Raw genomic sequence first — 21,119 nt, forward strand, 5'->3', positions numbered from 1 at the left:
GACACGCCGCACAATTCACGACGAACCGATTTTCAATCAACCAAGATGGTGATACTTCCAAATCGGACGCCTATTCAAACTGCGATGAGCGCCTCGCGCGGATCAGCCCGCCCCACCCCACGACAACCTGACCAGTTACTCCTGTACAGCAACGTCGCCCCCGTCATCGGAGACCGGCGCGTCTTGGAACTCAAGTCCGAGCACGTCGAAGCGATGATGGACGCAATGGCCGACGACGCGCTGTCGGCGTCAACGATGCGGCACGCCCTGAACCTGACCCGCCGGGTGCTGAAATTCGCGATGCGTCGCGAACTGGTGATCCGCAACGTCGCCGAGCCCGTGCAAACCCACCGCGGACCGAAGGCCGAACGGTACGGACTGACTGTCAAGCAAGCCCGTCGCCTGCTCGACGCCGCCATCGGGGACCGGCTCGAGAACCTGCTGATCGTCGCGCTGCTGCTCGGGTTACGGCCCGGCGAGGCGGCCGGCCTCACGTGGGAGAACGTGAAGACCAAGGGCAAGCGGCCCACGATCACGATCGCGGCGAGCTTGCGCCGCACTCCCCTGGGCGCTCTGGTTCTCGTGCCACCCAAGACGGCTACCAGTCGGCGGACGTTGGAGATCCCTCCCCCTGTCGTCGACGCTCTCAAGGCCCAGCGCGCCCACCAGAGAGCGGAGCGAGAAGCGGCCGCGCGCGCGTGGCGGAACACGTACGACCTGGTCTTCACCACCGGCGTCGGCACACCCCTGGACCCCTCGAACGTCCGGCGGGTCTACGCCCGCCTGGCCAAGGAAGCTGACCTCGGCCACCTGCACCCGCACATGCTCCGCCACGCTGCCGCGAGCCTGCTGTCGTCTGCCGGGGTGCCGATCGAGGACATCGCCGACACCCTCGGACACAGTTCAATCTCCGTCACCGCCGACATCTACCGCCACCCCATCGCACCGGTCAGGTCCGGACACATGGCCGCCATGAACCAGCTCATCGACGCTCCACCCAAGCCCAAGAAGCGCAGGGCCGACCCCGACGACGAGGCCCCGCAGCCGTAGCAGGAAAGGGTGAAACGATGCCCGTGGGCAGTCGTCGCGCTCAGACCGCCGCGTCGATCAGGCCGATCCACGCGTTCACCGCAGCGACCGCGTCCTCGAGTGTGACCGTCGCGTAGGCACCCACCCGTGCGACCGCGAAGTCATTCTGCCAATGCGGATGAGCAACCACGACGCACGGCCAGGTGCGTTGGGTCCGTCCGAGCGCACGCGCATCCTCTGCACGTGCGGCGAAGATCGCGTGGGCGGCCACCCGTAGCTCGACCAGTGTTGGTTGCCCTTCAGCGCGAACCAGATCGCGGAGCAGCAGAAGGTCGACGACGTCACGAGGACGCTCGTTGATCGACGCGGGTGGGTCGTGGGGGTCAGTGCACGCGTGGAACTTCTGGGCGATTTGGAACCGCAACGCAAGGGTCGCGAGGGAGTCGGGGCTCGGGAGCCCGAACGCTGCGAGCGAAGGAGGCGTGACAACCTCAGCGGTGTCTCCTGCACCGCCCTCGTCGGACGCGACCTCGACCTTGACCTTGCGCCAGATCGTCGGGCCGACCCGGACCCTCACGTCAAAGCGCATCGGCTTCGTGACGCGGTCAGGAGTCCTGATGACTTTCACCGGGCCGCGTTCAATGGTCAAAGGACCCCATGGTTCCTTGATGACGCCGTCAAGGACGGCCAGGAACCGGGTCAGGTCACCACGGACGAGACCGTCAACGTCGCTCGTGGCGCGTGCGTCCAAGCCAAGACGGTGCTGCAAGAGGGTTCCACCTTTCAGGAGGAACAGCGGCCCGCTCTCGTCGACAGCGCGTTGCAGGGCTGCGACGACGACGGTGGATGCGATGAGCCACCCGAGCCGGCCACCGTCGGCGTTCCCACCGATCCTCTGTTGAGCTTGCGCAACCCAGCCGTCGAGGACACGGGCTGAGCGTGGTTCGGTGTCTTTGGGTTTCAGCCGGCTGATCGCTTCGTTGAACGGGGACCGGGTCATGAGGCCTTTCGGGTCAGCTGCGCCGTGAGGCGCCGGCGGTCCGCGTCACGGATTCGCGCTTGCTTGTATGCCGCGGTGATCGCTTGCCGGAGCAGGTATGTCGGCACACCTGAGACGAGGGTCTGTTCGATCGCTGTCAGCGGTGTCACGGTACGAATGCCTTCCCACCATGTGACCTGCTCGGGGCGCAGGTCCTGATGGTGGATGACGTACCCGTCGCCCCCGGCTTTGCGGATACGCCGCGCGGCAGGAACGGTCACGTGGTACTTGTCGGGATTGATGTCACCGAGGTCGTACGCCGCTAGAGCGGAGTCGTGGGACAGGGCTGCCGCGGCGTCACCGGTCCATAGGACAGCGAGAGCCTCGAGGTCGTGGGCGGTCGCTGGCACGGTTGGGAGCCGGTAAATGCCACGGGCGGGCCGTTCGACGCGTCCACGCCACGCAGCCTGCTTCAACGCCTCGTAGTTGATGCCAGCATTTCCGGCTTGCTCCACGGTCACGTACCCGTGCTGGTCGGCTGCGATCTCCCAGACTTCATCCCAACCAGCCATGTCAAAACCGTAACACGACGTCACCATTTTGACGGGGACGCCTGTTCAACCTCGTCACAAAACCTGACGGACGAAAGGCTGTTCCTCTGCGTTAGGGTCCCGGTGTAGGAGCGGGCGAGGATGTCGATGACCAGACGCCGGTCGCCGACTGACCGCTCGAACCTGTTCCCGGCCGTGCGCTCATGCCCGGTGGCCGTCAGCGCGGGCAGCAGTCGGACGTCGCCGCAGACCTCGAAAGGCACGCCGACGTCGGCGTCGGCGGTCTCCCGCGGTGGCACGAGGTGGGCGACACCATGGTGATGGACGAGCAAGGTGACACTGTTCCGCCCACGAAGCGGTAGACAACGTCCAACCGCTCCGCGAGCTCGACGACGTCCGCGACCGCGAGCCACGCCGCATCCCCGGCGCAGTGGGTCGATCTCACGATGAGCGAGCCCTCGGGCGGCGTCATCGCGCGACCCGCGCCCGGTCGCGCAGAAAGTCCAGAACTGCGCTCGCCGCGTCGAGGTTCCCGACGCGGCGCGCATCGAGCCACACCCGCCACGGCGAGGCCAGGACCGGACTGCCCGGTGCGGACGTCGTGTCGCGAAGCACGTACGGGTCGACCGGGATGAGGACTTCCAAGTTCGCCTGGTCGGCCGGCGCGGGGGTCAGCCCGAGCTCGCCAAGGTCGAAGCCGCGTTCGGTGTAAATCACCGCGCGGGTCGGGTGCGCCCACGGCGCGAGGTAGTCGCCCGCGACGTCACCGGACAGCGCGTATCGCACCCCCCGCTCCCCCAATGTCTTCGCGATGGAGGCACCCAGGACTGTCGGGGAGTCCAGACCCAGCCACGTCGAGGCGAGGTCCCCGGCAGACGGTGCCGTGGCGCCGATCCACCGGGCCAAACCGTCCCAGTCGCTCACCCGCCACAGCGACCCGGTGTTCGACACCCATTCCCGCGCACCGGACAGCACCTGAGACACGCGCGCCTGGGACACCCCGGCCCGTTTCGCGAGCTCACCCTGGGGCGCGGGGGCGTCCAACAGGTAGGTCAAGATCGCGTAGGTCGCCCACGCCGGCCGCCCCGGCCGCAGCCGTCGGACGGTCGGATCCGGGCTCGTCAGGTCCAGCCGTTGCCCGCCTGGCAGGATCAGCACACCCGTGGTCGCCCGGTGAACCTCGCTCGGAGCGACCAGCACCGAGACCCCCGCGACCGCGGCCGCCTGCACAGTGGACGCGGAAGCGGCCGCCGTGATCACCAGGAGGCGTTCGCCGGCAGCTGACCGACGCACGCCTTCGACGAGTTCGTGCAGCCGAGCAGGTCGCAGCGGACGCTTCGAGACGTGCAGCGCCCAGGTCGTCGGCGGGCAAGGACCAGAAAGGACCACATGATGCGCATCGGGCAACACCGCGCCGATCCCCCGCTCAGCGAGATCCACCCACAGCTGAGCTATAAGCAATGTACGTCCTTCCCGGATAATGCTTACACCATAGCCCTCATCCGCGAGAGCGTGCAGGTAGGTAGGCGCCAGTTGACCCTCGGCCAGCGGCGCAGCCCGCATACGGTCGCGGGTGCGGGTCGCCGCTTCGGACGCGACCGTTCACGAGGCAACTAGGCAGGCGACGCCCGCCTCGCGCGGCACCTTCAGGTGGTAGCTCAACAAGTTCCCGGCGATCGGAATCTATTCCTGGAGGCTGCACACCACCGCGGCGCGACCGCCAAGATCGCGAGGGCGCCCCACCGCACCGAATTGGCCACGGCCTGCGGGATCCCCACCGGCTCCACCAGCGAATGGTGTCGTCGCGGTGGCTTCGAAGGGTTCAGCGTCTCGGCTTCGGCGCGACGCTCAGCTCGATGGATTCGTGGCCTGCGTTGGTGGCTTCGTCAGCCGTGCAGCAGGCGTCAGTGCACCCGTCCGCGCAGCTGCAGTCGTCGGCGTCGTCGGCGCCAAGCCCGCCGGGCACGCAGTTGCAGGCCTCGCCGCGCCACGCCTCACGTCCTTCTCTGACGGCCACGGCGGCGATGACGAGGCCGGCGATCGGGTCGGCCCAGTCCCAGCCAAGGGTCGCGTTCAGGACGAGCCCGACCAGGAGGACCGCGGAAAGATAGGTGCACAGGAGGGTCTGAGTGGAGTCGGCGACCACCGCGCTGGAGCTGAGAGCCCTCCCCGTACGCCGCTGCGCCCACGACAGGAACGGCATGATGACCAGCGACGCGACCGCGAGTCCGATCCCGATCGGTGAGGGGTCCGGCTCGACGCCACCGAGGAGCGCTCGGACGGACTCGACGCCGACGTAGGCCGCAAGGGCGAAGAACGACCAGGCCATCAGCCGCAGGGCTTGGCGCTCCCTGCTTTCCGGCAGGCGGTGCTTGAACTGCCACAGGATGATGAGTCCGCTGGAAACCTCGACAACCGAGTCGAGTCCGAACCCGACGAGCGCGACGGACCCCGCGGCCACACCCGCGGTGATCGCGATCGCGCCCTCGATGACGTTGTAGCCGACGCTGGCTCCGGCGAGCAGCCGGGCTCGGCGGCCGAGCCGTTGGCGATCGTGCGACGAGAGCACCGAGGGCGGCCCGGGCAGGTGGGTACTCACTGGTTGGCCGCCTCGCCGTAGGTGGGGCACAGCGTGACGACCTCTCCGGTCGCCGCCAGAAGCTGTTCGGCGGCGGCAAAGACACCGAGGATCTCGCGGCTCGCGGCCAGCGACCACATCGTCGAGCGCCCCTGCGGTCTGTAGGTGACCAGGCCGCAGTCGCGCAGGCACGCGAGGTGCGCGGAGACGGTGGACTGCGCCAGGCCGAGGTGGATTGTCAGGTCCTTGACGTTGTGCTCACCGATGGCGAGCTGTCGCAAGATCGCGAGGCGACCTGGATCGCCGAGGCTGCGGAACATGCAGGCCGCGGCGGACAGCACGTGTGGTCCCTCGACCGTGGCCTCGGCGGTGCTGTCGAGGAGCACCTGATTCATCGTCATTGCTCGATGATATCGCGACTCACCCGCCGGGTTTTGACGAACCGATCCCATGCCTGGAATCCGCCGACGAGGTCCGTGGCGCGCGTCAGGCCGAGCTGGCGGAGCGTCGCGGCCGCCAGACTAGAGCTATAGCCCTGGTTGCAGACGATGACGACACGGCGCCCGGCGTCGGTCATCTCGGGGACGTGGTGCGCGCTGGTCGGGTCCAGTCGCCACTCGAGCACGTTCCTGTCGATGACGAGCGCGTCGGGTAGATCGCCGTCGCGTTGGCGCTGCTCGACGGGACGGATGTCCACGACCAGGGCGCCGGCGGCAATCTCGGCCACCAGGCCCACCGGCTGCACGCGATCGAGGCCCTGACGGGCAGCGTCGAGTAGTGCGTCGATGGCCGCTGTTCCGCTCATGGCCCCTCCCTCTGCTGACGCTACGCCGCGACCGCCCGCGTGTTCAGCCCGTGGGCGGCATCGGTGGGATCGGGCTGGCGGCGCGAACCGCGCGGGCCAGTGCGCCGGCGGCCCGGACGATGTCCTCCCGGGTGTTCCAGCGCCCAAGGGTCAGGCGCAGCGCCGAGATACCGCGCTCAGGCGGCAGGCCCATAGCCAGCAGGACGGGCGACGCGGAGTGAATTCCGGCGTGGCAGGCGGAGCCGGTGGACGCGGCAACCTCGACGCAGGCTGCCAGGATCGCGTGACCGGCCACGCCGTCGATGCTGACGTTGAGGGTCTGCGGCAGCCGGTGGTTCCGGTTCCCGTTCAGGTGGACCCGCCCGGGCAGGTGGGCCACGAGCTGCTGCTCGAGTCCGTCCCGCAGGTCGGAGAGTCGGTCGCTCGCTCCCATCGCGAGCTCGCTGGCGGCGATGGCAGCGGCGGCGCCGAGAGCGACGAGGTAGGGGACGTTCTCCGTCCCGGCGCGCCGGCCGTGTTCCTGGCCGCCGCCGCCGATGAGCGGTGCCACCGCTGTGCCGGCGCGGATGAACAGGGCGGCGATGCCCTTGGGGGCGTACATCTTGTGTCCGACGAGCGTGAGGAGGTCCACTCCGAGGTCGGTGACGTCGACGGGGATCTTGCCGACGCTTTGTGCGGCGTCGGTGTGGAACAGTGCTCCGTGGGCATGCGCGATCGCGGCCAGGTCGCGGATCGGCTGGATGACGCCGGTCTCGTTGTTGGCGTGCATGACCGAGACCAGAACCGTCGTCGGGCGGATTGCCGAGGCGAGGACGTCGGGGTCGAGCAGTCCGTCTCGACCGACCGCCAGGACGGTCACCTCGGCCCCGTGGAACCGCTCCGCGTACTGGCAGGCGGCCAGGACGGCCGGGTGCTCGGTGGCCTGAGTGATGAGGTGCGGCCGCTGAACGCCCGTCGTCAGCACCGCGGTGACCACGCCGCGGATCGCCGTCGCGTCGGCCTCGGAGCCGCTGCCCATGAACGTGATTTCCTCCGCCCGCGCGCCGATCAGCGCGCCGACCTGAACCCTGGCCTGGGCGACGGCGGCTCGCGGCGACGAGGCGAACGGGTGGTCGCTGGACGGGTTGCCGAAATGCGTGCGCAGGTACGGGAGCATCGCCTCGAGCACGCGGGGGTCGACCGGGGTGGTCGCATTGTGATCGAGGTAGATCGGACCGTCGAGGCCCGCCGGTCGCGCCGCCATCGAAAGGTACTGGGTCTGGTCAGTCGTCATCGCCGATGCCTGCCAAGGATGTTCGAGTTCGGTGGACATGAATTCTGGTGCGACGTCGTTCATGCGACGTCCGCGGATTCGATGGGTAGCTCGGCGGCCGCCCACTCGAGGATTCCGTCGGCTAGCCGGCGGGCCGTTCTCCCGTGCTCGTGCAGCAGACGCACCGCGTCGTAGGACAGCACGCAGTACGGGCCTCGGCAGTAGGCGACGACGTCGATGCCGGCCGGTAGCTCGGCGAGCCGGGCCGCGAGCTGGTCGAGCGGGAGCGAGACCGCTCCGGGCAGGTGCCCGCCGACGTACTCCTCGTCGGGGCGGACGTCGATCACGGTGACGTCTCCGACGCGCATGCGGCGCCAGAGCTCCTCGCGCCCGACCTCCTGGGTGTCGACCGGGCCGAGGAAGTCCGCCCGGGCGGCGCCGAGGTCGGGCAGGTGGTTCTCGGCGACCCGTTGGATCTGCAGGTACAGCTCGGCGACGTCGCACCCCGCCAACCGGTAGAACACCTTGGTCCCGACCCGTCGCGTGGCCACCATTCGGGCCCCCTTGAGGGCTTGCAGGTGCGCCGACGCCGTCGTCACATTCAGGTTCGCCGTGCGAGCCAGCGCGTCCACGGACCGTTCACCCTGGGCGATCAGGTCCAGCAGCTCCACCCGCTTGGGGCTGGACAGCGCCTTACCCACACGGGCGAACTGTTCGAACACGGCGTCCTTCGCCTGCCTGCGACTCATCGCCACCCCTCCCCAAGACCGGTACTGGACACGAACCTGAGTCAGAGCCTACCGTCCAACTACGAGTAATCCAATGATCTTTGGAGGAGCGGTGGAACGGTTGCTGTTTGTTCTGCACGACCCGCCGTACGGGTCCGAGCGCGTGTACAACGCGCTTCGCTGGGCCGCTCAGGTGGTCGCCGGGGGCAACGAGGTGAAGGTCTTTTTCTTCGGCGACTCCGTCGCCGCCGCCGCAGCGGGGCAGAAGGTGCCCAACGGGTACTACAACACGGGCAAGCAAGCATCCGCCCTGGCCGACCGCGGGGTCGCCCTGGGGTGCTGCGGCACCTGCATGAACGCCCGCGGACTCTCGGACGACCGCCTCCTCGACGGCGCGCACCGGTCCTCGATGGTCGAGCTCGCCGAATGGACCACCTGGGCGGGAAAGGTCATCAATGTCTGATCACGACACCACCCCCAAGAGCTCCGGTGGCAAGCGGGTGCTCATCCTCGGCGGCGGCGTCGGCGGCCTCAGCGTCGCCGCGGCGCTGCGCCCGCAGCTGACCGACCAGGACACCGTGACCGTCGTCGACCGCACCGGCAGCCACGTCCAGGGACTGTCCTTGCTGTGGGTCTTGCGCGGGTGGCGCTCAGCCGGTGACGTCGTCGCGACACCGAGCGCCGGCTCCCTGCCCGGGGTCGAGCTGGTCAACGGCATTGTCTTGGAGATCGACCTTGACCGCCACCAGGTGCGAACCTCGACCGGCACCCGCCCCTACGACGCTCTCGTCATCGCGCTCGGCGCCGAGCTCGACCTCGACGCGATCCCTGGCCTGCGCCACGCCCTGGACCAGGGAACAGTCGGTGAGTTCAACACTCCGGCTGGGGCAACTGCGGCCCACGACCGGCTGCAGGCACTCCGGTCCGGCCGGCTCGTCGTCGTCGTCGCGTCGACGCCCTACCGGTGCCCCGCCTCGCCGTGGGAGGCGGCATTGCTTGCCGACGACCTGCTCCGCGAGGCCGGCGTGCGCGACGACGTCGAGATTGACGTCTACACCCCCGAACCGCAACCCATGCCGATCGCCGGGCCCACGCTCGGTGCCGCGATCGTCGACCTGCTGGGTACCCGGGGCATCGGCGCCCACTTCAACCGGGCGCTAACGGCCTTGCACGACACCCACGTGTCCTTCAACGACCAGGGCCTAACAGACTTCACGTTCGCCCTCGTCGTGCCGCCGCATCGACCGCCCGCGGCAATCCGGAATGTCGAGTCCTTCAGCGGAGGATGGATCCCGGTCGACCCCCGCACCCTGGCCGTGTCCGAGACCACCCCCGGCGTCTGGGCGCTCGGAGACTCGGCGATGGCGCCGCTGCCCGACGGCAGGCCGCTGCCCAAGGCCGCCGTCTTCGCCCGCGGTCAGGCGATCACCGTCGCCGCTGGCGTTGCCGCGTACCTCGGCCGGCCGAGCACCCACGTGGACTTCGACGGCGTCGGGCACTGCTACCTCGAAGTCGGCGCACACGAGGCAGCGAAGGGCGCAGGAAACTTCTACGCACCGGGCGGACCAGACGTCCGGCTCGAAGCGGCCAACCCGGAGCTACACCGAGCCAAGCAAGAGGAAGAGTCCGCCTGGCTCGAGCAGTGGAACCAGTGACCGGGATGCCATCTTCGGCATACCCAGCCCGCCGGGCGGCGGAGGCGTTCGGGCACCTGCGGCCGTGGTTCGCCGGCTTCGGCGAGGGATCGCGCTTCTCGGTCTGGTCCCCGCGTGGAACGAGAAGGTAATGATTCGATCGGGTTCTCTGCGGTGCTGACCCGCTGACGAAGCGAAGTATTTTTGACGCTCAAGCGAGCCTTCCAACATGATGTTTTCGCAGGTCAGCCGTCCATTGTTGTCCATACGCGTCCAAACTTGTCCACCTCTTTTTGTGGGTGCCTAGGCTCCCTAAAGGGCCTCCACCAGGTGACCCCTTAACAAATCCGTGACAGCCATCCGGAAAGGGCAGGCCATGACCAGAATGCGAAGGGACCGCGGGGACGGGACCTTGTATTTCGACGAGCGACGGGACCGCTGGATCGGTCAGCTCGACCTCGGCACCGACCACACCGGGCAGCGCCGCCGACCCAAGGTCTCCGGCCGCACACGCGCCGAAGTCCGCATCAAGCTGATGGAGCTGCGGGACAAGCACGAAGCGGGGGTCGACGTCACCACCCGCGCCATGACATTCGCCCAGCTCGTCGACGCGTTCCTCGAGCGCGGCCTGCCGGGCGACCTGACGGAGAACACCCGGTCCAACTACGAACGGATGCTGCACCTGAACGTCACCCCGATACTCGGCGACCTCCGACTCCTCGAGCTCAAGTCCGACCAGGTCGAAGCGATGCTCGACACGCTCGAAGAGAAGGGTATGGCCGCGTCGTCCATGCGCCACGCCCTTAACCTGACCCGCCGGGCGCTGCGGTTCGCGATACTCCGCGACCTCGTGATCCGCAACGTCGCCGAACCGGTCCAGACCCGCCGCGGACCCAAGGCCGAACGATTCGGCCTCACCGTCACCCAAGCCAAGCGACTCCTCGAGGCCGCCGAGGGTGAGCGGCTGGTCAACATGCTCATCCTGTGCCTGCTCCTCGGGCTGCGCCCCGGGGAAGCCTCCGCCCTCGCCTGGGAGCACGTGGAGCTCGACGGCGACCGGCCGACCATCACCGTCGCGGCGAGCCTGCGCCGCACCCCGCAGGGCGAGCTCGTGCTCGTGCCACCCAAGACAGCCACCAGCAAACGAACCCTGGAGATCCCTCCCCCGGTCGTCGCCGCCCTGCGCGCACAGCGCGCGATGCAACAGGCAGACGCCGACTCCGCCGGAAGCGCCTGGCAGAACACCCACGACCTCGTGTTCACCACCGAGGTCGGCACCCCGCTGGACCCGTCCAACGTCCGGCGGGCCTACACCCGGATGGCCAAGAACGCCGACATCGCCCACCTGCACCCCCACATGCTCCGCCACGCCGCCGCCAGCCTGCTCTCCGCCGCCGGCGTGCCGATCGAGGACATCTCCGACACCCTCGGACACCGGTCGGTGAGCGTCACCGCCGAGATCTACCGCCACCCCATCGCACCCATCCGATCCGGGCACATGGCCGCCATGAACCAACTCATCGACACCCCACCCAAACCAGCATCCTGAGCCGTCCAGCCTCGACGACAAGCGCACAACTCCACACGGCTGATCCATGTCTCGGCGCTGGGTACTTGGAATGTATCCCGCCCAGCGATACACTCCAAGTATGAAGTCGAAGGAAGCCCTCCGCGTGCTCGCCGAGGTCACCGCCTACCAGTGGGGCATGGTGACGTCGGCTCAAGCCAGCATGCACGGCATCACCCGACTCGATCTGTCGCGGCTCGCCGAAACCGGACACGTCAAGCGGCTTGCCCATGGCGTCTACATGGACGCCGGCGCTCCGGGCGACCAGTTCGACGACCTGCGTGCGGCCTGGCTGAGCACGGACCCCAAGAAGCTGGGCGAGGAGCGGATCAAGGACCGCGCAAACGGGGTCGTCGTCGCCGGCGCATCCGCTGCGCGACTCCACGACATCGGCGACCTGTGGAGCGACCGGCACGAGTTCGTCTCCCCAACGCGCCGCCAGACTCAACGGCCAGAGATCCACTATCGCCAGCGCGTCCTCGACCCGCATGACGTCACCCTTGTCGAGGGCCTGCCTGCGATGACGATGGAGCGCACCATCTGCGACCTCGTCGGGGAAGTCGGCGACCTCAGCCTCGTCGCGGACGCACTTCGCGACGCCTCGCTCAAGCGCAACCTTGACGTTGGTCGACTTCGAACGCTCCTCGCTCCGCTAGCCGACCGCAACGGGTTCACGAAGAGCGATGGGCCCGCCCTACTGAGCCGGCTGCTGGAGATCGCTGGCATCGACCCGGATACCGTCGCACGTCGGATCGCCGCAGACACCTCGCTGGGCTCACGCGTGGCCGCGAAGTACTTCGGCAACCTCAGCAAGGCAGACCTCAGTCGGCTCATGCTGACGCCCGAAATGCAGAAGGCTCTGCACTCGATGCAGGAGTCGGTCGCCGCGACGCTCCAAGACGCCTTGTCTCCGCAGGTTGCCGGGCTCAACGCGACCATGGAGTCCGTGCGAGCCACCCTGATCAAGAGCGCGGGCTTCGACGAGATCGCCAAGAGGATCTCCGCGCAGTTCGCCACTAGCGATGCGATGAAGGAGCTCAGCCGGGCTTGGGGGAAGTCGCTGGGCGACAGCATCGCGCTCAAGCCAGAGACGCTCGCCGCCATTCGAGAAGCGCAGAGGGCGGTCGCAGATGACTGAGCGCGAGCCCTACCCCACCGCGGCCGGCGTCGAGAACGCAATCAAGGACGCCGCGAAGAAGGCAGCAACAGCCGATCCGTCCCTCGACGTCAACAAGCGGATTCAACTTGAATACTTCAACCGCTTCCTCAGCCGAGTGTTCTCGGAGGGTGACGGCTCCGAGTGGGTACTGAAAGGCGGCACGGGCATTCTCGCCCGGGTGCCGTCGACACGGTCGACCCGCGATATCGACCTGTACCGCCAGGGCTTCACCCTCACACGGGCCCTCGATGACCTGATCCGCCTGGCGGCGATCGACCTCGAGGACCACTTCCGGTTCGAGTACCTCAGCCACACCGACTCGATCGGGAACGACACCCAGCCCTACACCGAGGGATACCGGGTGAAGTTCAACACCTTCGTCGGGCTCCGCGCGAAGGGCTCGCTTCAGGTCGACCTCGCCGTTGGCGTGGGCGTCACCGGAGAAGTCACGACCACCGACCCGGCCACCACACTCGACCTGCCACGACTCGTCAGTCACCGGTACCGCCTCTACCCCGTCGTCGACCAGATCGCCGACAAGGTCTGCGCCACGATGACGGAGTACAGCGAGCGCGCATCCAGCCGCGAGAAGGATCTAGTGGACCTCGTCGTATTCGCGGCCACCCAAGACATCGACGGCACCGCACTCCGCATCGCGGTTGCCACCGAAACACGCCGACGCCAGATGGCGCCGTTCGACCACTTCACTGTGCCGCCCTCGTGGGGAGCCGGATACGCCAAGCTCAGCAAGTCGGTGCTCTACTGCGCCGAGTACCGCACGGTCAACCTCGCCAGCGACCTCGCAACATCCCTGATTGACCCGGCGCTCTCAGGTGATGCCGACAGCAAGACGTGGTCCCACGAGACCCTCGGCTGGATCTGACGCTTCACAATGCCGAACCCCAGTCCACCAGATCACGGCAGCCAGTCCGTACAGATTCGTCTGCGTCGATCTGTGCGGCCACTCCCCCACCCCGAACCCGTGTGAACCGCATTGAACTCGGCGTTCGGCGTGCGATGGCTACATTCGTCGCTACACGAGCCCCGTCCGGGAGCGTTCAGTAGATCGACCGCACCGTCCGTGGCCGGATCATCGTCCAGAGGATGCCGGTAGCGATCGTCAACGCGGTCCCCATGACGAGGCCCATCGGCGCAGCCGACTCGAGCCCGATAGCGCCGACGATCGGCGCGGCGATCCCGGCGACCGCAAAGTTCGTCGCGCCGAGCACCGCTGCGGCCGTCCCCGCTTCGTCTGCGTGGTGGGCAAGGCCGAGTACCTGCAGGCACGGAACACTCATGCCCGCGCCGAGGAAGAAGACGGACGTCACTGCGAGGATCGCCGTCAGTCCAAGACCGAGCGCGACGCAAAGAATGATCGAATATCCGGCAAGCGCAAGAAGCGGCAGCGTCACGGCGAGCAGCCACTGCGGTGGTAAAAGGTGGATGATCCGCGAGGCGGACTGCGAACCGACGACGAAAACGATGGCATTGATCGCGCCCAACATCCCGTACTGCTGGGCGTCGAGCCCGTAGAGCTCCTGAAACAGGAACGGAGAGGACGACAGATAGCAGAAGACGCCGGCGACCAACAGCCCACCGATGAGCGCGACACCAATGAAGGCGCGATCGGCGAACAGCGATCGGAGCCGTGCCGCGGTGGTCCGGCCCCCTCGCCCCTGGCGCCGCTCGGCCGGCAACGTCTCGGTGATCATCGCGAACGCGAGGACGAGGACAACCACGCCGTAGCAGGCCACGACGACGAAGAGTCCTCGCCAGTCGAGAAAGCGAAGAAGCTGAGACCCGATCACCGGCGCAACGACCGGCGCGACCCCGGTGACCAGGGCGAGCCGCGCAAACATCCGGATAAGCGGCCTGCCCTCGAAAAGGTCGCGAACGACCGCCGTCGCGACCACGCCGCCACCCGCTGCTCCGACGCCCTGCAGCACCCGGAACACGACGATCCACCCGATGTCGGGCGCGAGGGCCACCCCCAGGCTCGCTCCGACGTGCAGCGCGGTCGCCAAGAGGAGCGGACGCCGCCGACCGACCATGTCGCTCCACGGTCCGACGATGAGCTGACCCACGCCGAACCCGATCATCGTCGCGGTCAGGGTGACCTGCACCGCCGACGCGCTCGCGCCGAGGTCGGCCTGGACGGCCGGAAATGCCGGCAGATAGAGATCGATCGTGAATGGCCCCAGCCCGACGAGCAGGCCGAGAACGATCACATAGATCAGGCGGCTCTTACGCGAGAGCGCGTGGCCGGTGTGGGAGATTGTGGTTGTCATTAGTGGTCCTCGACGACTTTGGGGAGCTTTGGTCGCCCCGGCGTCGTCAGTTGACCGGTCGCGCTATCAGAATAGTTGATTTGGTGAACAATTCCGCACGTCAAGCGAGTCTCCGACTGGTTTCGTCGAAGAACCGCCGGTGACGTCAATCAGCCGTCGGCCTCCGCGGTGACATCCCGGCCGCGGTGTAGGCCGCATCGATGGCACGCATCGTCGTGACCGCCGCAGGGGCGTCGGTGACGACCGGGCCCCCGTAGAGCACCGCGCGGGTGAAGGCGCGCAGCATCCAGGTGTAGCTCGATGTCGGGTCGACGCTCTCCTCGCGTTGCTCGCCGTCACGCTCCACAAAGATCGCGCCCCCTCGGTGCGGGATGTACGGCCACACCGCGATCAGCGTGCCGCGCGTCCCGACGACGCGTGCTCGCGCCTCGGGCTCGGGGTGCACCATGCTCGCGCGAACTGTGCCTTCCAGACCGCCCGGCAGCTCGAGCCGCACCGACATCGATGCGTCCACCCCGTTCTCCTCGAGCGCGGTCGCGGACCGCACCTCGGGGTTCCCGAACATCGCCTGGACGAAGCGGAGCGGATAGACCCCCAGGTCCATGAGCGCGCCGCCGCCGAGCTCCTCGCGCCACCGGATGTCGTCGCGATCCCGGATGTCGACGAGGAAGGTCGCCTCGACCGAGACGGGGTCACCGATCGCACCTTCGTCCAACAGCGCGCGGATCTGGGCCCACGACGGATGGTGCTGGGAGTGCATCGCCTCCATCACGACGAGCCCGGACGTCGCGGCGATCGAGGCGATCTCCGCGGCTTCGTCGCCGTTGGCCGTGAACGGCTTCTCCACCAGAACGTGCTTGCCTGCCTCGATCGCTCGGCGGATCCATCGACCGTGCAACGAGGCCGGCGTGGGGACATAGACGGCGTCGATCTCCGGGTCCGCGAGCAGCGCGTCGTAGTCGTCGTGCACTCGATCGATACCGTGCTCGGCGGCCAGGGCCGTCGCACGCTCCCGATCGCGCGCAGCGATGGCGGTCACCACGACGTCGGGCACGTCGGCAGCCGGCGAGAGGACCGCGCCGGGGAGGATCCGAGCGGCGCCGAGAACTCCGAGTCGGAGGCTCCGGCTCCGTGCGACCGACGCGCTCACGACGGGACCCCGGCGAGGAGGACGACGTCGACCGGCGTCTCGAGCCGACGGTCGCTGCCCACGCTCCGCGTCGCGCCCGTGATCCGCACGGAGGCGCGCAGCGGCAGATCGGCCGCGGAGGCGCCGACGATCAGCTCCACGTCCCCGGCCGGGGTCAGGCACTCCTCGTGCACGACGGCCGAGATGCCGAGCCAGGGCGCCCCCATCACCACGTGCTGCCGGGCGACGAGCGCGGCGGCGCCCTCGGCAGGAGTGACCGGGAAGCCACCGTAAACGCGGGTCAGCTGACCGAGACCATGACGGCTCGCGTGCTCCAGACCGGCGCGCCAGTCGGCGTTCGCGAGCACGGCGACGGGCGCCACGCGGTGATCGACCTCGACCTTGTCATCCGCGGCCTCCCACACCTGGTCGAAGACCCACCGGCTGCCCAGCTGGGCCACCTTCTCCTCAAGGGTCAGCTCCGCCAGGAGCGCCTGCACGCGATCCTGGACAGCCAGGTAGTGGTCGTGCCACGTGCGCGTGCCGGTAGGGAGCTCGTTCACCGGGGGTCGTCCTCTCGATCACCGCGACCGCTGAGCGGCCGCGCGGCTGCCCCCGGAGGGTCGTCGCCGGCTAATCCGTGCAACGTTCTACGAGGAGCGTAGGTGCCGGTCCACCCGCCGTCAAGAAGTCGGGCGTGCTCAGGCTGGCTCTCATCTTCTCGTGGCGGGGTGCACGACCGCGTCGACAGGAACGATCGCACCGCACGGGCACGACCCGCGGGGGCTGACCACGTCGAACGAGCCCTCCAGCATCGTCGTGGTGCTCATTCGTAGTCCTCGATGCGCCACTCGTTGTGCCAGTCGAGCACGGCGCGTTCTCCCTCGAACCGGAAAGGCAGCCAGACGTAGTCGGCAATCGACGTGTCGATCTCCGTGAGCTCGGACCACGCACCCTCGTGGTGTCCACCCTGGGGGCGGAACCGCTCGGCGTGCATCGCGATCGCCTCGGGGCACGTGTACCGGGTCGCCCCAGGGCCCAGCGGGGTCGTCTGCCTGGACGATCAGCTGACCGGCGTCGTAGTCACTGACGTTCGTCGTGACGTACCAGAACCGGCCGGCGTGGTGCCGCAGCGTCCCCGCGTAGATCCCGGTCGAGGCCCGCCCGTCGCCGCGCGCGAACTGGATGCGGCGCGTCATGACGTGCCCGATCTGCGTCCAGCGCAACAGGTCGCGGCTGTGCCAGACCGGCACGCCCGGGAAGTACTCGAAGCTGGAGTGCGCGAGGTAGTAGTCGCCGCCGACGCGGCACACGGTCGGGTCCGGGTAGAAGCCGGGGACGATCGGCGTCGTCGACCCGCTCGACGTGGTCATCTCGGGATCCCCGGGTTGCTCAGACATCGGTCAGGGCCGTCTCGGACACGACAACTTCCGAGAGGAAGGAGCGTTCGGCGCTGGTGAGGATCCGCGGCTCGCCCACCACCTGGAACGCACCCTCGAGCTGCCGGTCATGCGCGTCCAAGCCGACGAACACGTCGATCCGAGCCGGCTCCACTGCGAAGTCCCGCGCCAGGTTCGTGTACCCCAGCTGGGTCGCTGCGATGCGGAACGTGATGCGCTTCGACGCCGCGGGCGCCAGCTCGACGCGAGCGAACCCGCCCAGCTGCTGCGCGGGCCGGGTCACGCCCGAGGTGTTCACCCGTAGGTAGAGCTGGACGACGGTGGCCCCTGCCCGCTCCCCCGTGTTCGTCACCGTGGCGGACACCGTCGCAGTGCCGTCCATGTCGATCTCCGGGTCCACGTCGAGGTCCGACAGCGAGAAGGTGGTGTAGCTGAGGCCGTGCCCGAACGGGTAGAGCGGGGTGGCGGGCATGTCGAGGTAGTGCCGGTCCACGCCGGGGGGCAGCGACATGCGGTAGCCGGACCCGGCCTTCTGGTGGTGGTACACCGGCACCTGTCCCCCATGCCGAGGCACGCTGTACGGCAGCTTGCCGCAGGGGTTGGTGACTCCGAAGAGCACGTCGGCGACCGCCTGTGGGCCGGACGGGCCGCCGTAGGAGGAGATCAGCAGCGCCGGAGCGTCGCGCACCACCTCGGGGAGTGTGTAGGCGCGCCCTTGGACGAGGACCACCACCACCGGGGTGCCCGTGGCCGCCACTGCCTCGGCGAGGCGTACCTGCGAGGCGGGGAGCGCGATGTCGGCGGTGTCGCTGCCCTCGCCCTCGGTCCGCTCGCCGGCGAACCACAGGCTCGCGCCGCCCAGTGCAAGCACCACGACGTCTGCTGCCCGAGCCTCGGACACGGCCCGGTCCAGCTCCTCCTTCCCGAGATCAGTGGTCAAGGTGCACCCGGGCGCCGTGACGACGCTGCGGGCGTACCTGCCGACGGCGTCGACGAGGGACGTCGCGCCCTGACGGTCGCGGACCAACGCCTCGGTAGTCATCGGCGGAAAGGCGCTGCTGTTCCAGTGGGCCATCCCGGGATCGACGCCCACCATGTTGCCCAGCCCACCGGAGGACATGAACAGCGTCATCTCGCGGAAGGCCGGGAACGTGTAGGTCGGGAACTGCAGCCCGACGGCGTCCGCGTGCGGACCGATGACCGCGACGTCCAGACCGCCCGAGGCCAGGGGCAGGATCCCGGTGTTGCGTGCGAGGACGACCGACCGGTGCGCCAGCTCGGCGGACAGGTCCCGTCCCTCCTGCGCGACCGCGCGGATGTCGATGCTCTCGGTCGGGTAGGGGTTCTCGAACAGCCCGAGCTCGAACTTGGCTCGCAGCACGCGCCGGACGGAGATCTCAAGGTGCTCGCGGTCCACCGCGCCGCGCTCGACCTCGCCGGCCAGCACGTCCCCGTACCCGAAGGGCATCGGGTTCTCGACGTCGAGCCCGGCCGTGATGGCGAGCCGGCCGGCCTCGGCGCGGTCGCGAGCAACGTGCTGGCGGTCGATGAAGTGGTCGAGCGTCGTGTAGTCGGAGGACACGAAGCCCTCGAAACCGAGGGTGCCGCGCAGCAGGTCGGTGAGGATCTCCCGCGACGCGCCGACCGGCACTCCGTCGAGGTCGGCGTAGGAGTTCATCACCGATCGCAGTCCGGCCATCTGGATGGCCGCCTCGAACGGAAAGGCGAACAGATCGCGGACCGTGCGGGCGCCTGCCTCGACGGCGGAGAGGTTGATTCCTCCTTGCGGCAGCCCGTACCCGACGAAGTGCTTGGCAGTCGCGATGACTCCGTTGGTGAGGTCGTCGCCCTGTAGGCCTCGCGTGTACGCGACGGCGAGTGCGGCGCACAGGTAGGGGTCCTCCCCGTACGTCTCGTGCACCCGACCCCATCGCGGATCGAGCGCGACGTCCATGTTGGGCGAGAGGGCCTGAAGCACCCCGGTGCGGCGCATCTGTCGACGAATGACGTCGGCCATCTCCTGGACCAGGTCGGCGCTCCAGGTGGCGGCGAGGCCGATCCCGGTCGGGAAGACGACGTGTCCGCCTGCCATGAATCCGTTGAGCGCCTCGGCGTGGAAGAGGATCGGCACGTGCAACCGGGTCCGCTCCACGACTGTGCGCTGGATGCGTCCGACGATCTCGGCCAGGCGGGCAGGGTCGTCGACGGCGAAGTTGCACACGTGGCCCGGGGCCTTCGCGAGCAGGCCCTCGACGCCCTCTGGATCGGAACCATCACCGAGGGACAGCCACCACGGAGGGACCGCCGTGAGCTGGTAGCACTTCTCTACCGTGGTCATCTCGCGTGCGAGCAGGTCGGCTCGCACGTCGGCGGTCAGGGTGGCGTCGAGGTGGTCGTGGTGCGTCATGGAAGATCGCTCTCTCTCGGGCTCGTGCCGGCCGAGAGAACGGTCGGGCGAAGTGCGGTTTGTGCGGTGGGGTAGGCCACTCGTCGATCAGTTGGGGATTGAGCTTCCGGCGAGGACCTGGGCGGCGCACGGGTCCGGGACGTCCCAGCGGTGCTCTCCGTGTCCGACACGCTCAGGCGCTGGCGAGCCAGGGACGTACACCTCGGCTGTGGCACCCACGGGCACGTGCACGGTCAGGTGCAGCCGCCCATCGGCTCGCTCCCACGCCACGGACGCCTCTCCGTACGGGCTGAGGTGCCGCGCTGCGGCCCGCGTGAGCTCGGCGGTCGGTTGCGGACGCACGACGAGAGCGCGGTAGCCAGGTGCGGCCGGTGCCAGCCCCGCGACTGTGCGGTGCAACCAGTCGGCGACGGCCCCGAGCGCGTAGTGGTTGAAGGACGTCATCTCGCCGGGGTTGATGCTGCCGTCCGGCCGCATGCTGTCCCAGCGCTCCCAGATCGTCGTCGCCCCCATCGTGACCGGGTAGAGCCAGGACGGGCACTGCGTCTGCAGCAGCAGCCGGTAGGCAACGTCGAGTTGGCCGGTCGCGGTGAGGGCGTCGCAGACCAGCGGAGTGCCGACGAACCCGGTGGCGATGCGGAACCCGGCGGCGCGCACCAGGTCGGCCAGCCGCCGCCCGGCCGCCTGCCGCTGGTGCTCGTGCGGCAGCAGGTCCCAGGCGATCGCAAGCGCGTAGACCGTCTGCGCGTCGGACAGCACGCGGCCCGCGGGCGTCACGAAGGCGTGAGCGAAGGCGGCGCGCACCTCCTGGTTCAGGATTCGGTACTTCTCGGCCTCGTCGTCGTGCCCCAGCAGGCGGGCGGACTCGGCCAAGATCCAGGACGAGCGCGCGAGGTGGGCGGTTGCCACGACGTCGGGGTCGACCTTGGCGCCGAAGGGGTCCTCGGGCGGCGCTGTCGGGTCGAGCCAGTCGCCGTACTGGAACCCGCCGATCCAGAGCCGATCCGGGCCGGCGAGCGTGGCGATCCGGTCCACCCAGGCGCGCATGCTCGGCAGCTGGCGCTCGAGGACCTCCAGATCTCCGGTTCGCTGGTACAGGGTCCACGGCACGATCGTCGCGGCGTCGCCCCACGCGGCCGCAGGCGTGCTGGACAGCGAATTCCGGTTCACGTCGGGGATCACGTGCGGCACGGCGCCGTCGGGGAGCTGCTCGGCCGCCAGGTCGGTCAGCCAGGAGCACAGCAGGCCCGTGGTGTCGTAGAGGAAGGTGGCCGTCGGTCCGAAGATCTGGGTGTCGCCGGTCCAGCCCAGGCGCTCGTCGCGCTGCGGGCAGTCGGTCGGCAGGTCGACGAAGTTGCCGCGGGTGCTCCACACCACGTTCTCGTGCAACTGGTCCAGCAACGCGTGCGAGGAGGAGAACCAGCCCGTGCGGCGCAGGTCGGTGCCGACGACGACGAGCTCGATGTCCTCGGCACGCAGGTCGGGCACCCCGCGGACCTCGGCGTAGCGAAACCCGTGCAGCGTGAGGGAGGGCTCAAGCACCTCCTCGGCCGGCCCGGCCAGCACCCACGTGTCGGTGGCTTTCGCCGTGCGCAGCGGCCGCGTGCCCAGCT

General features: G+C 68.7%; 20 protein-coding genes and 1 pseudogene. 6 read left to right on the forward strand and 15 right to left on the reverse strand.

The window, feature by feature from the left end:
• A partial coding sequence (locus VIM26_RS05270; RefSeq protein WP_331949303.1) for a site-specific integrase occupies positions 1 to 1,050 on the forward strand: 1,050 nt, incomplete at its 5' end.
• Between the two features lie 40 nt (positions 1,051 to 1,090).
• Here VIM26_RS05270 and VIM26_RS05275 read toward each other — a convergent pair.
• The 8 genes from VIM26_RS05275 to VIM26_RS05310 form a co-directional block, all read right to left on the reverse strand.
• Positions 1,091 to 2,029, reverse strand: a complete 939-nt coding sequence (locus VIM26_RS05275) for a nucleotidyl transferase AbiEii/AbiGii toxin family protein (RefSeq protein WP_331949304.1) — start codon at positions 2,027 to 2,029, stop codon at positions 1,091 to 1,093.
• Positions 2,026 to 2,580: a type IV toxin-antitoxin system AbiEi family antitoxin domain-containing protein gene (locus VIM26_RS05280; RefSeq protein ID WP_331949305.1), complete on the reverse strand. Its 555-nt coding sequence runs from the start codon at positions 2,578 to 2,580 to the stop codon at positions 2,026 to 2,028. Before VIM26_RS05280 ends, VIM26_RS05275 begins: the two co-directional genes overlap by 4 nt.
• Positions 2,581 to 3,027: 447 nt before the next feature.
• Positions 3,028 to 3,852: a hypothetical protein gene (locus tag VIM26_RS05285; protein WP_331949306.1), complete on the reverse strand. Its 825-nt coding sequence runs from the start codon at positions 3,850 to 3,852 to the stop codon at positions 3,028 to 3,030.
• A 529-nt stretch (positions 3,853 to 4,381) separates the two neighbouring features.
• The gene (locus VIM26_RS05290) at positions 4,382 to 5,158 is read right to left on the reverse strand and encodes a cation diffusion facilitator family transporter (protein WP_331949307.1); all 777 of its coding nucleotides are present in this window, start codon (positions 5,156 to 5,158) and stop codon (positions 4,382 to 4,384) included.
• Positions 5,155 to 5,532 (reverse strand): metalloregulator ArsR/SmtB family transcription factor, encoded by a 378-nt coding sequence (locus VIM26_RS05295; protein ID WP_331949321.1) that lies wholly within the window; start codon positions 5,530 to 5,532, stop codon positions 5,155 to 5,157. The genes VIM26_RS05290 and VIM26_RS05295 overlap by 4 nt, the downstream gene beginning before the upstream one ends.
• A 2-nt stretch (positions 5,533 to 5,534) precedes the next feature.
• Positions 5,535 to 5,942 (reverse strand): rhodanese-like domain-containing protein, encoded by a 408-nt coding sequence (locus tag VIM26_RS05300; protein WP_331949308.1) that lies wholly within the window; start codon positions 5,940 to 5,942, stop codon positions 5,535 to 5,537.
• Between the two features lie 43 nt (positions 5,943 to 5,985).
• Positions 5,986 to 7,215: a cysteine desulfurase family protein gene (locus tag VIM26_RS05305; RefSeq protein WP_331949309.1), complete on the reverse strand. Its 1,230-nt coding sequence runs from the start codon at positions 7,213 to 7,215 to the stop codon at positions 5,986 to 5,988.
• Between the two features lie 59 nt (positions 7,216 to 7,274).
• Positions 7,275 to 7,943, reverse strand: coding sequence for a metalloregulator ArsR/SmtB family transcription factor (locus tag VIM26_RS05310; RefSeq protein WP_331949310.1), 669 nt, complete (start codon positions 7,941 to 7,943; stop codon positions 7,275 to 7,277).
• Positions 7,944 to 8,034: 91 nt separating this feature from the next.
• Between VIM26_RS05310 and VIM26_RS05315 the strand changes: the two genes are divergently transcribed.
• The 5 genes from VIM26_RS05315 to VIM26_RS05335 all read left to right on the forward strand — a co-directional run bounded on the left by VIM26_RS05315 (position 8,035) and on the right by VIM26_RS05335 (position 13,165).
• Positions 8,035 to 8,385: a DsrE/DsrF/TusD sulfur relay family protein gene (locus VIM26_RS05315; RefSeq protein WP_331949311.1), complete on the forward strand. Its 351-nt coding sequence runs from the start codon at positions 8,035 to 8,037 to the stop codon at positions 8,383 to 8,385.
• Positions 8,378 to 9,577 carry an FAD/NAD(P)-binding oxidoreductase gene (locus VIM26_RS05320; protein WP_331949312.1) on the forward strand — a complete coding sequence of 400 codons (1,200 nt, stop codon included), beginning with the start codon at positions 8,378 to 8,380 and terminating at the stop codon, positions 9,575 to 9,577. The genes VIM26_RS05315 and VIM26_RS05320 overlap by 8 nt, the downstream gene beginning before the upstream one ends.
• A 355-nt stretch (positions 9,578 to 9,932) precedes the next feature.
• Positions 9,933 to 11,105 carry a site-specific integrase gene (locus VIM26_RS05325; RefSeq protein ID WP_331949313.1) on the forward strand — a complete coding sequence of 391 codons (1,173 nt, stop codon included), beginning with the start codon at positions 9,933 to 9,935 and terminating at the stop codon, positions 11,103 to 11,105.
• Positions 11,106 to 11,229: 124 nt separating this feature from the next.
• Positions 11,230 to 12,261, forward strand: a complete 1,032-nt coding sequence (locus tag VIM26_RS05330) for a type IV toxin-antitoxin system AbiEi family antitoxin domain-containing protein (protein WP_331949314.1) — start codon at positions 11,230 to 11,232, stop codon at positions 12,259 to 12,261.
• Positions 12,254 to 13,165: a nucleotidyl transferase AbiEii/AbiGii toxin family protein gene (locus VIM26_RS05335; protein WP_331949315.1), complete on the forward strand. Its 912-nt coding sequence runs from the start codon at positions 12,254 to 12,256 to the stop codon at positions 13,163 to 13,165. The genes VIM26_RS05330 and VIM26_RS05335 overlap by 8 nt, the downstream gene beginning before the upstream one ends.
• 175 nt (positions 13,166 to 13,340) lie before the next feature.
• On the opposite strand, the gene VIM26_RS05340 is transcribed toward VIM26_RS05335, so the two are convergent.
• From VIM26_RS05340 to VIM26_RS05370, 7 genes and pseudogenes are all read right to left on the reverse strand, one after another.
• Positions 13,341 to 14,570 carry a multidrug effflux MFS transporter gene (locus VIM26_RS05340; protein WP_331949316.1) on the reverse strand — a complete coding sequence of 410 codons (1,230 nt, stop codon included), beginning with the start codon at positions 14,568 to 14,570 and terminating at the stop codon, positions 13,341 to 13,343.
• 145 nt (positions 14,571 to 14,715) lie between these two features.
• On the reverse strand, positions 14,716 to 15,720 hold the full coding sequence (locus VIM26_RS05345) for a Gfo/Idh/MocA family oxidoreductase (RefSeq protein WP_331949317.1): 1,005 nt from the start codon (positions 15,718 to 15,720) through the stop codon (positions 14,716 to 14,718).
• Entirely contained in the window at positions 15,717 to 16,262 is a 546-nt protein-coding gene (locus VIM26_RS05350) for a hypothetical protein (protein WP_331949318.1), read from the reverse strand. The genes VIM26_RS05345 and VIM26_RS05350 overlap by 4 nt, the downstream gene beginning before the upstream one ends.
• A gap of 263 nt (positions 16,263 to 16,525) precedes the next feature.
• A complete protein-coding gene (locus tag VIM26_RS05355) occupies positions 16,526 to 16,696 on the reverse strand; it encodes a hypothetical protein (RefSeq protein WP_331949322.1) in 171 nt (56 codons plus the stop codon).
• 25 nt (positions 16,697 to 16,721) lie between these two features.
• A pseudogene (locus tag VIM26_RS05360) lies at positions 16,722 to 17,099 on the reverse strand (family 43 glycosylhydrolase); the annotation flags it as partial.
• Positions 17,092 to 19,506 carry a glycoside hydrolase family 3 N-terminal domain-containing protein gene (locus VIM26_RS05365; protein ID WP_331949319.1) on the reverse strand — a complete coding sequence of 805 codons (2,415 nt, stop codon included), beginning with the start codon at positions 19,504 to 19,506 and terminating at the stop codon, positions 17,092 to 17,094. The gene VIM26_RS05365 and the pseudogene VIM26_RS05360, both read right to left, overlap by 8 nt.
• An 87-nt stretch (positions 19,507 to 19,593) precedes the next feature.
• Positions 19,594 to 21,119 (reverse strand): family 78 glycoside hydrolase catalytic domain (locus tag VIM26_RS05370; protein ID WP_331949320.1); only part of this gene is annotated, 1,526 nt, incomplete at its 5' end.

Origin of the sequence: Pengzhenrongella sp., from assembly GCF_036565025.1 — a bacterium.
GTDB lineage: Bacteria > Actinomycetota > Actinomycetes > Actinomycetales > Cellulomonadaceae > Pengzhenrongella.